We start from the raw sequence: 13,933 nt of genomic DNA, 5'->3' as shown, positions 1-13,933 counted from the left end.
GAACCTATCTGGCTCGGTTATTCATTTTTAAATATGGATCGTATAAAAACAGTAACGCAGCATACACTCCGCAATCAGCGCACAAACACAGCCCACCACAAGAACATAGTGGCTACGCCCAACCAGAACGCCCTGTGCTTCGCCTTTAATGCGATAAAATGCCCCCATACCAATAGCCACAATGGCAATAAACCCAACCCCCCAACTGGCTAAACGCAGTGACCAAATCTGTTGATAAGCATTAATTGAATCAATGGGAAAAGTGACGGATTCATTGGTGTAAGCGGTTTCCAGCAAATAGTTTTCGTAGAATGGTTGATAAATCAAACGAACCACTAAGCTCACGCCCACCACCATCAATAATGCAAGCGCCCTATTTTGACCTCGATCTTTCAGTAGAAGGCTAACCAGTAAATAGTAGCCTGCCGCCCCTAGGGTCAACATCGCCCCATAAAACATCAGGTAGGTATTGTCATTCATCCACACTAACATGGAGGTATAACGGTAAATCGACCCCATCGCATACACATCACACAGTCCCGCGATAATCGCCAACCCCAATAACCCGTAAGACAGTCGTTTTTTAAACCACATCCACAAAAAAGTGAGGCCCAAGAACGTAAAGTAAGTCGCCGTAAAAACCACTTCACGACTGAGCCAAGAGGAGAAAATGTTTAATAACGAATTGGGTGCATTGAGCGGCACCCCCAAGTGTGTAATGGAGGAGAGCAAACCCATACCCGCCAGCACACAAGCGATAAACAAATAGCGCAACAGAAAGCTCGAAGGAATATTTCCACCAAGAGTCGTCGCCAATCTTTTTGCACAAATCCCCAGCATCACACTTAACCCGATAGAGGCTTGCATCAGCAAGGTAAATATTAATAGTGGCCATTCATTCATTTTTTCGCTCCTTGGATCGCGGTATGACGCCCCGCCCCTTGGTGCGGGTGGATCACTAAATTGGGGTGAGTAATGGATGAGTCTGGCAGCCCTTTCACATCCGCTTGCGAGCCAAAGCGCTCGCGCAGCTCATCAATAGGGCCAAACTGAATTGCACCGAGTGGGCACGTCGCCACACATACGGGAGTTTGCCCTTGCAGTTGTAAATCAATACAGAAATCGCACTTGGACATTTGCTTGGTTTCGGGATTCATCTGCGGCGCACCATAGGGGCACGACCACGCACAAGTTCCGCAACCCACACATTTATCCGTATTGACCATCACGATGCCATCCCCTTCACGCTTGTGCATGGCAGTAGTTGGGCAATTTTTTACGCACATTGGGTCGGCGCAGTGGTTACACGAGATAGACAGGGTGTAGGCGAACACGTTGTTCTCCCAACTGCCGCAGCCATTTTCGATAAATTCTCCGCCCGTGATCTCATAAACCCGACGAAATTTACGTCCAACTTCGAGATTATTTTTATCTTTGCAGGAAACCTGACACGCTTTGCATCCTGAGCAGCGCGCCGAATCAATATAAAACCCGAGTTGTTTGTCACTCACTGCGGGATAAACGTGGAATTTACTCATGCTTTTGCTACCTCCACCAATAAGGTTTGATGGGCATTACCGTGCGCCATTGCAGTACTGCGTGCAGATGTTAAAACGTTGGCACATCCCCCTTGATCGACACCATTTTCATCTGGCTGCCACCATGCTCCCGCTTGCAATGCCACTACTCCCGGCATAATCCGCGACGTGATTTTGACAGGTACCATCGTGATACCTCGATCGTTATGCACCTTCACGCGATCGTCCTCTGTAATTTGGCGGCGTTTCGCGTCGATCGGGTTGATCCACAACTCTTGGCGCTGCACTTCTTGCAACCATGGGTTCGCAAACTGGGTGGAGTTCGCGCGGTTGCGCCCTTTCCACGTAATCAATTGCAGCGGATATTGCTGTGTTAGAGCATCTTCAGGGCCTTCAATCGCAGGCACATAATGGGAGAGCGCCGGAATATCGCGGTCATTACGGTCATACAGACGTTTCGAGAAAATCTCGATTTTGCCCGATGGGGTTTCAAACGGGTTATTGGCTAAGTCTTTAATATTTCTCTCAAATGCTACATGCCCCGTATGGGGTTTATGTTTCAAAAGATGGCGGCGTTTAACCAACAATTCATCAAAAGTGGGAATTCCATCTTCAGGACGTTTTTCATGAGCATCATTGACCAGATGTTCAATCCACTGCTTTTCCGTGCGCCCTTCACTGAATTTTTCACCCACACCCAATTTGTTTGCCACATCCCAGAGCCACTCATAATCACTGCGACGTTCAAATTCAGGCTCCGCGACCTTTTCAGACAGAATAATGTAATTCCCTGTGCCCCACGTCCCGCCAACATTCCAACGTTCTAAAAAGCTGGTTTCAGGCAGTAAAATGTCGGCATATTTGGCGCTTGGGGTCATATACAGGTCGCTGTAGACGATAAACTCAACCTTGTTTTCATCCTCCAGCACTTTGGCGGCATGGCGAATATCAGGGTTCTGGTTCGTCATGTAATTTCCCGCAAGGGAAAAAATCATTTTGATTTCGGTATCCAGTTTTTCCGCATTTTTTAAGCCGTTATCCGGTGTAACTAGGCTGGCATCTTCACAGGCTTGTACCCAGTTGGTGATATTAATTTTCGCATTAACTGGGTTTTCAAACAGGCTGGGACCCGCCAGTGTTTTACGAAGATCTGGCGTCACGGCCATGCCATAACCAGCAGCCCAACCCCCTTTCACACCGACGTTTCCCGTAATGGTTGCCAGCAATGTCGCACCACGCGCAGAGCGCTCCCCACAAATATGACGCTGCGGTCCCCACCCTTGCATCAAAGCGGCGGGTTTGGTTGTGGCATATTCACGGGCAAGCTGGCGAATGGTTTGTGCAGGCACTTTGGTTATCGGCGCCGCCCATTCAGGGGTTTTCACCACGCCATCTTTTTTCCCCATCAAGTAGGAGACTAAGGATTCATGCTCCGGTACTCCATCAGGCATTTGGTGCTCATCAAAGCCAACGGTGTAGGTATCGATAAATGCCTGATCATGCAGACCTTCGCTGATGATCACGTACATCATGGCATCCATCATCGCGTTATCGGTGGTCGGTAAAATCGGGATCCACTGATCCGCCAGCGAAGAGGCAGTATCGGAATAGCGCGGATCCACCACAATAAACTTAGTGCCATTTCTCTTCATTTTTTGGAAGTAATGGTTGGTGTGCCCGAAAATAGTCTCATTCGGGTTATGCCCCCATAAAATCACCAATGGGGTCTCTTCCAATGTATCTAATGTACTGCCGCTCGCCGAGGTGCCATAAGTGTAGGGCGTCACTGCCATAGTGTTACCGTTACTGACGGAGTGGTAATTTTCCAGAAATCCCCCCGTCAAATTAAACAGGCGGCGTAGCATATTCGCCCCTGAAAAAATGCCGCCCGTCACCCCAGTACTTAAGCTCACAAAGCGTGATGCAGGGCCATATTGCTGGTTAATTCGCTGCATATTTTCAGCGATAAGCGTGGTGGCTTCTTCCCAGCTAATTCGCTCGAAATGCCCTTCACCACGTTTGCCCACGCGCTTCATTGGGTATTTTAAGCGGTTCGGATGGTAGACAAATTTGCGATAGCTGCGCCCACGCACACAGGCACGCATAATCGGCATCTCTTCATCAAGATCGCCATCGGGACGTGTGCTGATGCGCGTAACAACGCCCTGTTTAACGTGGGCGCGAATATCACATTTTCCGCCGCAGTCAAAACTGCTGCATGTGGAAACCACTCGCTCACCGTCATTTGGCAAGGTGGTCGTCGGAATAATATTGGGATTTTCTGGTGTTGAAGCGGCCGTGTTCGTGGCAATAAATGGGACAGCCATGAGTGCAGAGCTGCCTTGAATAAACCGACGACGGGTTAATGATTCAATCAGATGTTCACTCTGATCATTATAATTTTTCATGATAACTCTACCTCTGGCGTACATTAGGTTGCCGCGATAGCGTAAACATTTCCCACTGAGCCAACTTTTGAAAAACCGCCAAAGGCATTGGAATTTCAGCCAACCGCGTGAAACATGTGGTTATATCAATAAATTTTGCCTATATTCAGAAAATAATTCGTTATGTTTGAATTTCAGCCAATGAACGACGGTAACCAAAATTACGATGAGAAATATTCCACTAAGTACCATTGATAGTGTCGCCCGGGATGTTATCGCACTTGCGACGGATTACTTACCCAACGTACTGTTGGATTCGCATAAGCACCGCCGCGCTCAATTCTTATATGGTGCAACGGGGCTAATTGAGGTGAGTACTGAAGATGGTGAGTGGGTTATTCCCCCTGACAGTGGCGTGTGGATCCCGGAGAATACGGCTCATGAAACACGGATGCTGAATGTCAGCACCCGCAGTTTATATATCGAACCTGCGGCAGCGCCCCGCCAAGGCAATCGATGCGAAGTTTTGCGCGTCACGCCTTTACTTCGCCAATTGTTATTAGAAGCGGTTGATGTGCCGCTGGAATATGATCCTAACGGACGCGATGGATCATTGATGCAGTTGATCCTCTATGAAGTGGCGCGAGCCGAGCCGCTGCCGTTTTTTGCGCCGATCCCTCGGGATGAAAGCCTCGCGGCTCTGTGCCGTGAATTTTTAAAATCACCGCAAATTACCTCGCATCCCCAAGAGTGGGCCGCAAAATTGCATAAAAGCGACCGGTCATTTAGCCGCTTTTTTGGGGCGCAAACAGGTTTGTCATTTTCAGATTGGCGACAACAAGCCTGCTTACTAAGTGCCATTAGCCAGATTTCAGCAGGCAAGTCGATCACGGAAGTGGCGTTTGATCTTGGTTACAGCAATGTGGGTTCGTTCTCAACCATGTTTAAAAAATGGCTTGGACAAACCCCATCGAGCTTTATTCAACGTATTGAATCCTAGCCTTAATCCAATGTGGCAATCAGCCATGCAGAACCGCGATAGTCACCCGCTTGGGCATTTTCCCCTTGTAGGTGGCTACTGATTTCGAACTCTTTCAGGCTGTGAATTTCCGCGTTGATCTCTTTGCCAGATTGCCCCGTTTCAAGATCGGTGATCACCAAATCGCTGTAAATCGTATCGTTCGCTTCATTTTTCATCGGTAAGCGCTTTTGAGGGTCATCATCCGGCGTGTAGTCCAATCGTAACCGCACTTTGGTCGCTGATTGGAAGAGGCAACTGTAAGTAACTTGGCCGCTAGCACGGTTGTCATAATACAAGCTGTTTAACTGCCCATGGCGTAGATTTAATATCCCTTGCTCCCCGCTACTGGTACTGGATGTGCATTTTGCACCGATATTAATTTGCGAAGCCGCCAAGCGTAATGGCACAGAAGATTCGTGAAGTGGCCAGCTATCATAAGGGGGTGCCACGCTGGGATTGGTAAATGCACGCACGTAACCCGCTAATGGCATTTCACTAATAATCAACTGCCCATCGATAATTTGCTCTTTGATATAAAACGTCATGGTGATAGGAAAATGGTTATTAAATCGAGGAACCTCAAATTTTGTATCCGCATAAGACATTGAGCACACACCGGAGCTGCGGTTCGTCCATTCCATCATGTCGGATTGCACCGTCATCACAAGGTTGGCGTTCAATCGATACGCTTTGAGTCCTGCAATCGAAAACCCCGTTTCAGGCACATACATAAATAATCGATGAAACGCATTTGCTGGCAAAATTTGCGTACTTGTACTTCCCCAGCGGCGCCCGACACACTTCACCATACCAATCGGTTCCGCAAGGTTACTATCCACCACAAAAGGCTCCCCAACTTGATAGTAATTTTGACCGTCAGACCCCCTATCAGGATGATCCGCCAGCGTACTGCTGTTATTCACGCGTATGGTGTAACCCGTATTAGGATCGATAATTTGCGCCGCATAATCCGCATGAGCCATCGCTGCCGATAGCATTCCGCCCACCAAACAACCTGCTCGCACGATGGATTTTATTTTCAACATATTAGTATTTCCATTAATGATAAGTGACTGAGATCATCATTGCCGACGTGAATCTTCCTGCGGGTAATTGGCTGAGTGGCCGTGTATTCACCAACTTTGCTTGAAGATTAATACGGTGCTCCGTCGCACTGATAGGCTGTGGCGTGATAGTTTGTAATTGATTGAGTTCTAAAGGAAAGATTAACCCATCAGTGATATCAGAAAAATCGATTCCCAACCCTTTTGCACTAGTGGATAAAACTTGCCGACCTTGGTACTCCTCTGTTCCATAGCCTTTTGGGTTGAGTAGAACCGATAACGTTTTTCTTCCTGAGCACCCACTGATATACACCGGAAAATCTTTGGTTAACGAAACCCCTGGCGCACCATTAATTTCGACCACCCCAAAATTAATTTGCAGTGGTAAATCATTATTTTCACTGCGTACGTGGCAAGCAGGGTCGACCATTGTTGCCGCGACATCCACAAACACATCCCCATAAACCACCGGTGAGATAAATAACAGTAAACCCCACAAATACTTTCTGATTTTATTGATTTGCTTCACTATTTATACTCCACGGAAAACGTAGCCCAACCGGAGAACTGCCCTGTGCTGACGTAGCCATAAGGCGGTTTGCGCGCTACCACCCCAAAAGATAAAGACTGTTCATCGTTCACCACGGCAACGCTGCCTACATCAATCGGCTCATCCCAAGCAATAGGTTTATCTTCACGGTCCATAATCCCCAGTACCACGCCGCTGTCGCCTTGAGTGATAAGGTAGCTGTCCCCATCAATATTCACTAACTGCGTCCCATGCCACGTCATCTTGATAAGTTTCCCCAGCTCTGCACGCTGGCAATGGTCGATCTCAATAGAAAATGGCGTGATAGGGCTGATCTCCCCCAGATTAAGAGACTCCATGCGTAACTCGTCTAATTGGATCTCTTTTTTGACAGAACCGGCACTCACTTTGCAGGATAAATGCACTAACTCCCCGCTAAACTCCACATCCAGAAATTGCGCATTACCTTGAGTCGAAAAGCTCCAAAAAAGGGGCGCCATCAGCCACCAAAACAGGGTTAGCTTACTCATAACTCACCTCCAGTCGCAGTGGGTGTGCTTTATCAATCACAGAAGGGAGCTGAACGGGGTTATTTCCATCAATAAGTACCACGGGGTAACGCACCGTTTCTTCCCCCGTTAAGGCATCCACCACCCGCAAAAGTGCGGGAGTTTTTGCTCCATTCTTATTTTCACTAAATACAACCCCAGCACCGCAATGGGTCAATTTCAGCGTTTTCCCTACCTCTAAACTGCATGGTGCATTGAATAACATGGCATTCACCAAAAACCACCCCGCATGGGAAGATTCATAATGGGATTCAGTAGGTGGCACGCTGCCTAAAAATTCCTCGCCTTGCCCCCAAGCACTTACGGTCATTGTGATAATCCCGATGGCTAACCGGATAATATTCATCCACATTCTCCCTTTTTATGCCTTGGTTTCATTACTGTTCCCCGGAGACCGTGCAGGTGTCTCCTTGGCAACGAAATACCAGTGTTGGCTTGCCACCATAGTCATTGATGTAGGTTAAATACGGCGTTGTCAGTGTGTGGCTGTTAATATCGAATGTGGATTTTGGGGCGACCATCACGACTTCGAAAGTGCTCTCTTCCGACTGTTTTTTGCTATTGCCCACCCCAATCACCGTTAAATTAAACGGCGTGGTGTTATTCAAACGGTAGCCTTTGGCCGTTTTTTGCAACGTAATGTTGTGCGCCCATTTAGTTTGGGAAGCTTCGAGGATTTTTTCAGGGCGATAAAACAGTTTGACGCGGGATTGCAGGGCGATTTGCAGTGTATTTTCTTCCGTGGATTTCGGCGGAACTTCACGCAAATTGAAATAGAAAACGGACTCTCTATCATCAGGTAATTGACTTAATAACGGTGTTTTGCTCAAACGCACTAAACTGTGACTATTGGCTTCTACCCGCTGTAATGGTGGTGTGGCAAGGATTGCGCCTTGAGTCAGTTTTTTACCTTGAAGATCTTCAATCCAACTTTGTGCTAAATAGGCTTCTTCAGGATTATCATTCGCGATGCGCACATTAATAGAGTTTTCATTGCCCGGAAAAACAATTCGCGTTCTATCCAGAGTCACCGCGCTATAGGAAAATTGTGGTATCCCAATAAACAGACTTATCAATGCTGCGGAAATAAGTTTAAAATTCAGCATAATCAACCTCATAGATTAAAGATAATAAAAATTTCGTTATTTTTGGCATGCCGATTATTTCTGACATGGCAGTAACAGCATTGAAGAAGGGCTACTTAATGAGTCAGGCAAAGTTAACTGGCACTGTTTTTGGTTGCGCCAATAGACCCATAACGCCGCATTTTTCTCGATACCCACCAACCAAGTCACCCCGTCTTCTCCAACTATCCCTAGCTCTTGATTCGCTTCATTACGTACACTGGCGCCAAACGGTGGTTTTTTGCCATTTTGTAAGGTAATCACCGAGAAGAGTTTTTCCCCTTTCATCACGGGGAAGCTTCGATAGCCAATAGCGCCTTTTGTGAGCGTGATATCGCTGGTGGCACTGAGTGCTTCAATGTTGTCCGGTAATTTACTGGTATTAATGGAAGCCGAGGATTTACGGTAACTATTCACATTAGGGATCACCGCCAAACCAAAGCGGTTAGTTTTTGTGATGCCATTATTCAGCGGAACTCCGCCAATATCTGAGGTTTCCACCATTAAGCGAGTATCACCGTGGGCTGAGCGATGCAGCGCGGCTCCCTTGGTCGTTATCGTGATCCCGCTATTAATCGATGCCCCGATACTGCGGTATTGATGAGGGATATAGCTGCCATTGACGGACACGTTGGCATCCGAGAGATCACGGGAATAAAAGCCGCTCAAGCTCGTTTGGCTATCCACATCTTGTCCGTGGTTATACCCCATCGTTAGGCTGTAATTATCCCTATCCCCATAACCGCTATATCCCACATTATGGTTATATTGATTCTTTTTATTGGAACGAGAGTACAGCTCAGAAAATGTTAGGCTATGCCCGCTGTACAGCGGGATCGTCAAGTAGAGGTTAATGGCATCATCTTCATAACCATTACTCCGCTCCGTTCGTGTCGCAGAGAGTGCAATATTGCCACTATATTGGGAAAGAGAAGGAAAATTCAGGCTCGTATTGGCGTATAAACCGTACTGGGTTTGCGGGTCATCCTGCCAATAGGTGCTGTACTGGTAATTTAACGAGAGGTTAAAATCATCAAAATATTTATTTAAGTAGACTTGGTAGTTTTCCTTGGTGGCTCGCGGTGAGTGCCCAGTTCTGTCTTCATCCATATATTGCATCAGCGTTCGATACTCTTTATCAGCGAAACGGTAGCCCGCAAAGGTAATATCGGTACGGAGATCCTCGAATGACTTCGCATAATTAAAACGGTAAGAGCGCCCTTGCAAGTGTCCTTTATCGTCATCTGAATAATCAGCAAAAGATTGGGTAATATCCACCGCGACCGCCCCGAAAGAGAACAAGTCACGCCCAATCCCTAAAGCCGCACTTTGGTAATAGGCATTAAGCTGAGTTCCTCCATACAGCGACCAAGCATTTGATACACCGTATGACAATTCACCACTAATGACGGGTTCCCCCGTTAAATGTCGATTGTCATAACGTGTTTTCCCCACTGCCGCTTTATAGTTTATCCGGCCGGGACGGGTTAAGTAGGGTAGCGATGCGGTACTGAGGCTAAATTTATTCTCTTCCCCATTTTCTTCGCGCACCGTCACATCCAGCACACCGCGGATCCCGCTATCCAGTGTTTGAATACGAAAAGGCCCTGGTGGAACAGAGGTTTCTGAAATGATCCGATCCTGACTACGGACGATCACAATGGCGTTGGTTTTTGCTACCCCAATAATTTCAGGGGCATATCCCACCAATTTTGGCGGTAGCATACGATCATCACTTTCAACGGAAATCCCTGTATATTGCCAAGAATCAAACACGTCAGAATAAAAGTTACTTTCCCCGAACGTAAGTAGTGCAGCTACTTCTTTCAATGAGCGAAACGCATATAACCGACTGAAATCAAAGTTATGTTTTTCTTGCGAATAACTGCCACCATGCTGCTTTTGATAAGTTCCATTGAAATCGCCGCGCAACCGCCAAGCCCCAATGTTAATGCCCGATGTACCATTACCGGATAAGTAAACACGCTTATCACCATCGGTTTCTTTTGTAGCAGAAATATTCGCGCTGTAGTCCACAAATAGACCATTGATCCCCTCTTCCCATAATTTTGGGGGAACCCAATAAGGATCCCGATATTCCATCCACATTTGGGGAATGGTCATTTTTAGGGACATTGAAGGCAAATCCACTTTGGTTTGCACCCCAGCCAGAGCTGAAAAATTCAAACATTTTTCGTCATGAAATAATGTGACTTTTTCCTCTGCAGATTTTTTTAGCCCCATAAAATCCAGCAAGTGAGGTGCCAGACAGGTAATCCTCCCATTTTTAATGGAGGTTAACTGTAGAATTTTTTCTTCGTTGTTGGCTTAACTTTTGTATCGGTGTTATACCACCGAGCCCCATGTTAGGTCTCTCATGGTTATAAGTCCATAACCACTGTGTTGCTTTATCTTGTAATTCCTGAATATCACCATAAAGATAATGGCTTAACCAATCATACCTCACTGTTCGATTGAAACGTTCGATATACGCATTCTGCTGCGGATTTCCGGGCTGAATAAAGCATAATGTGATCTTATTTTTGGTTGCCCAATTAGCGAGTTTACGGCTGATATATTCGGGCCCGTTGTCACAACGAATGCATTGCGGCTTTCCCCGCCATTCAATAATTTGATTTAAAGAGCGTATCACGCGTTCTGCTGGCAATGAAAAATCCACATCAATCGTCAGCCCTTCACGATTAAAATCATCTATCACATTCAAAAGGCGGCAGCTCCGCCCATCTGAGAGTTGGTCATGCATAAAGTCCATTGACCAACATTCATTAATAGTTTTAGGTACACTTAATGCATCTGGTTTTTCGCGTTTAAGTCGCTTATGTGGCTTGATGCGTAAGTTAAGGGATAACTCACAATAGATACGATAAACGCGCTTGTGGTTCCATTTATAACCTTTAACATTGCGAAAATACAAAAAACATAAGCCAAAGCCCCAATTTCGTTGTTTCTGTGTGAGTTCAATGAGTTGCTCTGCAATAACTGTATTTTCATCGGATAAAATGGCATGATATCGGTAGCAGGTTTCACTCACACAAAAGGTACGGCAAGCAAAAGCAATGCTCATCCGATTTTGCTTAACGACTTCTTGGGCTAAACATCGACGCTCAGAAGCCTTTACCACTTTTTTGCCATCGCCTCTTGGATCACCTCGGCTTTAAGTCGTTCTTCGGCATACATTTTTTTGAGTCGTCGATTTTCCTCTTCCAAGGCTTTCATTTTTGCCATTAAAGAGGAGTCCATGCCGCCGTATTTGGCACGCCATTTATAAAAAGTGGAGTTACCCATGCCGTGGTCTCGACAAAGTTGGGCAACGGGAACCCCTTGCTCCGCTTGTTTTAAAATAGAAATAATTTGAGCATCAGTAAAGGTTGTTTTTTTCATCATTTTCTCCTGAGTTTATTGTAAGAGAAAATTCTACTTATGAACTCGATTATTTTTAGGGGGGATTACCGACACACTTGCTGAGAACCTACACTTTTTGCACTTTTATTATCAAAAACAGCGATATCTCGTGGCTCACCTAAACGCAGACCATTGACAAAAACCGTCAAAATATAGTCTCCAGGTGGAACATATCCCGCAACAGAGAATTGGCTCATATCAATGTTATTCATATCTTCGGCATCTAACACATCGGTATTAAATTCAGCAGCGTAGCTATTGCCAATCCCCATACTTAGCGCCAATAAAATCGTCTGTCTTAGTTTGCTATGTTTGAACATCATGCTCTATACCATCCCAAATGCGACGAGTGTGCCCCTCTCGAAAATGATTTCGAGATCATGTTTATCTACAAGTTATTGATAATCGACGTTATTGATAATCTATGTTATTGATAATCTATAAAAAAACGGATTAACCCTTGATAGTTACCCGCTTGAATAGGTTGCCCAGTTAGCTCTAGACGTAAAAAGTACTGTAGATAGAGCGCTTTTCCTGATTTGTCTTGCCGTAATACATTATTTGCTAAAGGGTAATATTGCCCTGGAATCAATGTGTTCAAACGGCTATCAAGGACAGAAACCCCGAGACCTTGTGATGCGCCTCGTAGTACAAATGTATCAATGTGTTCCGCTGTTTCCCCTGCAAATCGAATAAACCATGTTTTACTGTCGAGTGAAGAATAAAGGCTTCCACAGTCTCGTAACTCAATAATAAAAGGTTGGTTATGCTGCTCACGCTGCAACTTCGTACCCAGCAGAGGGATTGCCAAAGGTGAAAAATCAATCGTTTGAAATCTATTTTCCATGACAACCGAACACGGTGTCGCGATGACAATACCTTTCAGCGTTGCGCTGCCATTAAGCTCTATTTTTTTATTCACTGCAGCCCCTGAAGTTATCGGGCATACCAGAATGGTCATCGTCATCAGTTGAGCTAATTGGCGAGTTACCCATTGATAAACAATCACAATTGTCTCCCTCAACGTTCTCCTTCAATCCAGTCCTGATACCGCCAGTATTCACTGGCGGTAGACTCATATGCTTACTGATAGGTAATTCGGAAGTTAGTCACTGCGCTGAATTTACCTTCAGCGACATCTTTTGTGGTATCAACAGCTTTCGCTAATGCTTTGAAGGTTAAGGTGTTATCCCCTTTCTTATTGATAATCCGCGATAAAATATCTTTGGCTTTACCAAATTCAAAACCATCAATACCAATACCCACGTTGTTTGCATTGCCCGGAGAAGTTGAAAGCAAAGTATTACCCGCATCAGCGTAGTTTTGCCCCGTAAAGACCAGCTCCATGTTTTTCACTGCCGCTGCCGCCCCTGTACCATCTTTGGTGTAATCTGAAAAATCACACCCTGTTAATTCAATATTAAAATCCACTTCAGCCGTTCGGCCATTCTCTAAACCTCTGCGAGAAAGCTGACCAAAATCAATAGTTTGTTTTAATGATGGTTGAGCAATATTGCAGGGTGAAGTCACCACTGTACCGATAAAATTCACTGTACCTGTGTTCTCCGCCATAACACTAAAAGAAGTCGCTGATGTTGCCAGCAGTGTAATGATTGCTAACTGATTAAGTTTCATATAATGACTTTCCTTTCGTTTAAAAATTAAAGAAACGCAATACACCATTAAATAATTAATGGAACAAAAAAACATTAAATAACAATTAATTACATACTTAATGAAGAATGTTTGAATTTGATTATTCGTTATTAAAGATCATGTAAGGCTTTGAACTTTAATTTATCGTAATAGGAATATTTTGATTTTTTATCTTGAAATAAAAAATTATCTTGTAGTTTTATCTCTGCTATTTCATCTGAATAGTTAGCAATAACCTTGAAAAAGAATTCAGACCAATCCTTGCCTAGTTCCTTTAATATAGCATCAAGCGTCTCTATGTTTATGCTTGTAATTCCACGTTCATAGCGAGATATTTGTTGCTGACTAATATGAAGCATACGCCCTAATTCCTCACCAGTTAATGAACAATTAAGCCGTGCTTCTCTGATAAATGAACCAACTTCTTCACGTAATCGATATTTGTTTTTCATAATATTAAAACCAATTTAAATAGCTTTAATTTTATTTACTCAAAGTTAGCCAATTCATTGAGCAAATAGCGCAATAAAAAATGGATATATCCAAAGTGCAGGAAATTTAATTTATTAAAATATAGATACAGTAAATAAATCTGTAAATACGTTTATATCGATCGAAATTA

Annotated in this window: 14 protein-coding genes and 1 pseudogene; 1 reads left to right on the top strand and 14 read right to left on the bottom strand. The window is 44.9% G+C overall.

Translation table 11 applies throughout. From position 1 onward, the window contains the following. Window positions 1-27: 27 nt before the first annotated feature. The 3 genes from H0913_RS02560 to H0913_RS02550 are packed head-to-tail and all read right to left on the bottom strand — an operon-like array spanning window position 28 to window position 3,946. Window positions 28-903: a dimethyl sulfoxide reductase anchor subunit family protein gene (locus tag H0913_RS02560; RefSeq protein ID WP_181477941.1), complete on the bottom strand. Its 876-nt coding sequence runs from the start codon at window positions 901-903 to the stop codon at window positions 28-30. Further along, window positions 900-1,538 carry a DMSO/selenate family reductase complex B subunit gene (locus tag H0913_RS02555; RefSeq protein WP_154602061.1) on the bottom strand — a complete coding sequence of 213 codons (639 nt, stop codon included), beginning with the start codon at window positions 1,536-1,538 and terminating at the stop codon, window positions 900-902. The genes H0913_RS02560 and H0913_RS02555 overlap by 4 nt, the downstream gene beginning before the upstream one ends. Further along, window positions 1,535-3,946, bottom strand: coding sequence for a DMSO/selenate family reductase complex A subunit (locus H0913_RS02550; RefSeq protein WP_181477940.1), 2,412 nt, complete (start codon window positions 3,944-3,946; stop codon window positions 1,535-1,537). Before H0913_RS02550 ends, H0913_RS02555 begins: the two co-directional genes overlap by 4 nt. A 205-nt stretch (window positions 3,947-4,151) precedes the next feature. Between H0913_RS02550 and H0913_RS02545 the strand changes: the two genes are divergently transcribed. After that, a complete protein-coding gene (locus H0913_RS02545; RefSeq protein ID WP_181477939.1) occupies window positions 4,152-4,925 on the top strand; it encodes an AraC family transcriptional regulator in 774 nt (257 codons plus the stop codon). Window positions 4,926-4,927: 2 nt separating this feature from the next. Here the strand turns inward: H0913_RS02545 and H0913_RS02540 are convergent, their stop codons facing one another. From H0913_RS02540 to H0913_RS02490, 11 genes and pseudogenes are all read right to left on the bottom strand, one after another. Continuing rightward, entirely contained in the window at window positions 4,928-5,992 is a 1,065-nt protein-coding gene (locus tag H0913_RS02540; protein WP_181477938.1) for an adhesin, read from the bottom strand. 13 nt (window positions 5,993-6,005) lie between these two features. Further along, window positions 6,006-6,539 carry a fimbrial protein gene (locus H0913_RS02535; RefSeq protein WP_181477937.1) on the bottom strand — a complete coding sequence of 178 codons (534 nt, stop codon included), beginning with the start codon at window positions 6,537-6,539 and terminating at the stop codon, window positions 6,006-6,008. Next, window positions 6,539-7,069 (bottom strand): fimbrial protein, encoded by a 531-nt coding sequence (locus H0913_RS02530; RefSeq protein ID WP_181477936.1) that lies wholly within the window; start codon window positions 7,067-7,069, stop codon window positions 6,539-6,541. Before H0913_RS02530 ends, H0913_RS02535 begins: the two co-directional genes overlap by 1 nt. After that, entirely contained in the window at window positions 7,062-7,454 is a 393-nt protein-coding gene (locus tag H0913_RS02525; RefSeq protein ID WP_181477935.1) for a hypothetical protein, read from the bottom strand. The genes H0913_RS02530 and H0913_RS02525 overlap by 8 nt, the downstream gene beginning before the upstream one ends. A gap of 31 nt (window positions 7,455-7,485) precedes the next feature. Further along, window positions 7,486-8,214 carry a fimbria/pilus periplasmic chaperone gene (locus H0913_RS02520; RefSeq protein ID WP_154602055.1) on the bottom strand — a complete coding sequence of 243 codons (729 nt, stop codon included), beginning with the start codon at window positions 8,212-8,214 and terminating at the stop codon, window positions 7,486-7,488. Between the two features lie 54 nt (window positions 8,215-8,268). After that, window positions 8,269-10,476 (bottom strand): fimbria/pilus outer membrane usher protein, encoded by a 2,208-nt coding sequence (locus H0913_RS02515; RefSeq protein WP_232368819.1) that lies wholly within the window; start codon window positions 10,474-10,476, stop codon window positions 8,269-8,271. Between the two features lie 43 nt (window positions 10,477-10,519). Beyond that, window positions 10,520-11,634 (bottom strand): IS3 family transposase gene (locus H0913_RS02510; RefSeq protein ID WP_181478664.1). Its coding sequence is split into 2 segments (ribosomal slippage): window positions 10,520-11,382 and window positions 11,382-11,634, totalling 1,116 coding nucleotides; the frame shifts between segments, so codons are not numbered across the junction. Between the two features lie 71 nt (window positions 11,635-11,705). Beyond that, a pseudogene (locus H0913_RS02505) lies at window positions 11,706-11,978 on the bottom strand (FimD/PapC N-terminal domain-containing protein); the annotation flags it as partial. Window positions 11,979-12,082: 104 nt separating this feature from the next. Continuing rightward, window positions 12,083-12,622 carry a fimbrial protein gene (locus H0913_RS02500; protein ID WP_154602119.1) on the bottom strand — a complete coding sequence of 180 codons (540 nt, stop codon included), beginning with the start codon at window positions 12,620-12,622 and terminating at the stop codon, window positions 12,083-12,085. A gap of 116 nt (window positions 12,623-12,738) precedes the next feature. Continuing rightward, entirely contained in the window at window positions 12,739-13,290 is a 552-nt protein-coding gene (locus tag H0913_RS02495; protein WP_154602053.1) for a fimbrial protein, read from the bottom strand. Window positions 13,291-13,421: 131 nt separating this feature from the next. After that, on the bottom strand, window positions 13,422-13,763 hold the full coding sequence (locus H0913_RS02490; protein WP_154602052.1) for a helix-turn-helix domain-containing protein: 342 nt from the start codon (window positions 13,761-13,763) through the stop codon (window positions 13,422-13,424). Window positions 13,764-13,933 lie beyond the last annotated feature (170 nt).

The organism is Providencia rettgeri (genome assembly GCF_013702265.1).
GTDB classification, from domain to species: domain Bacteria; phylum Pseudomonadota; class Gammaproteobacteria; order Enterobacterales; family Enterobacteriaceae; genus Providencia; species Providencia zhijiangensis.
The sequence above is the reverse complement of the archived record's forward strand: the minus strand, read 5'-3'. Positions and strand labels throughout refer to the sequence as shown.

Bases quoted from the DNA above. Each gene is read 5' to 3' on its own strand.
- H0913_RS02520 (WP_154602055.1), bottom strand. From the start codon at position 8,214: ATGCTGAATTTTAAACTTATTTCCGCAGCATTGATAAGTCTGTTTATT.
- H0913_RS02545 (WP_181477939.1), top strand. From the start codon at position 4,152: ATGAGAAATATTCCACTAAGTACCATTGATAGTGTCGCCCGGGATGTT.
- H0913_RS02500 (WP_154602119.1), bottom strand. From the start codon at position 12,622: ATGACGATGACCATTCTGGTATGCCCGATAACTTCAGGGGCTGCAGTG.
- H0913_RS02490 (WP_154602052.1), bottom strand. From the start codon at position 13,763: ATGAAAAACAAATATCGATTACGTGAAGAAGTTGGTTCATTTATCAGA.
- H0913_RS02555 (WP_154602061.1), bottom strand. From the start codon at position 1,538: ATGAGTAAATTCCACGTTTATCCCGCAGTGAGTGACAAACAACTCGGG.
- H0913_RS02530 (WP_181477936.1), bottom strand. From the start codon at position 7,069: ATGAGTAAGCTAACCCTGTTTTGGTGGCTGATGGCGCCCCTTTTTTGG.
- H0913_RS02495 (WP_154602053.1), bottom strand. From the start codon at position 13,290: ATGAAACTTAATCAGTTAGCAATCATTACACTGCTGGCAACATCAGCG.
- H0913_RS02525 (WP_181477935.1), bottom strand. From the start codon at position 7,454: ATGAATATTATCCGGTTAGCCATCGGGATTATCACAATGACCGTAAGT.
- H0913_RS02540 (WP_181477938.1), bottom strand. From the start codon at position 5,992: ATGTTGAAAATAAAATCCATCGTGCGAGCAGGTTGTTTGGTGGGCGGA.
- H0913_RS02550 (WP_181477940.1), bottom strand. From the start codon at position 3,946: ATGAAAAATTATAATGATCAGAGTGAACATCTGATTGAATCATTAACC.
- H0913_RS02560 (WP_181477941.1), bottom strand. From the start codon at position 903: ATGAATGAATGGCCACTATTAATATTTACCTTGCTGATGCAAGCCTCT.
- H0913_RS02515 (WP_232368819.1), bottom strand. From the start codon at position 10,476: ATGGGGCTAAAAAAATCTGCAGAGGAAAAAGTCACATTATTTCATGAC.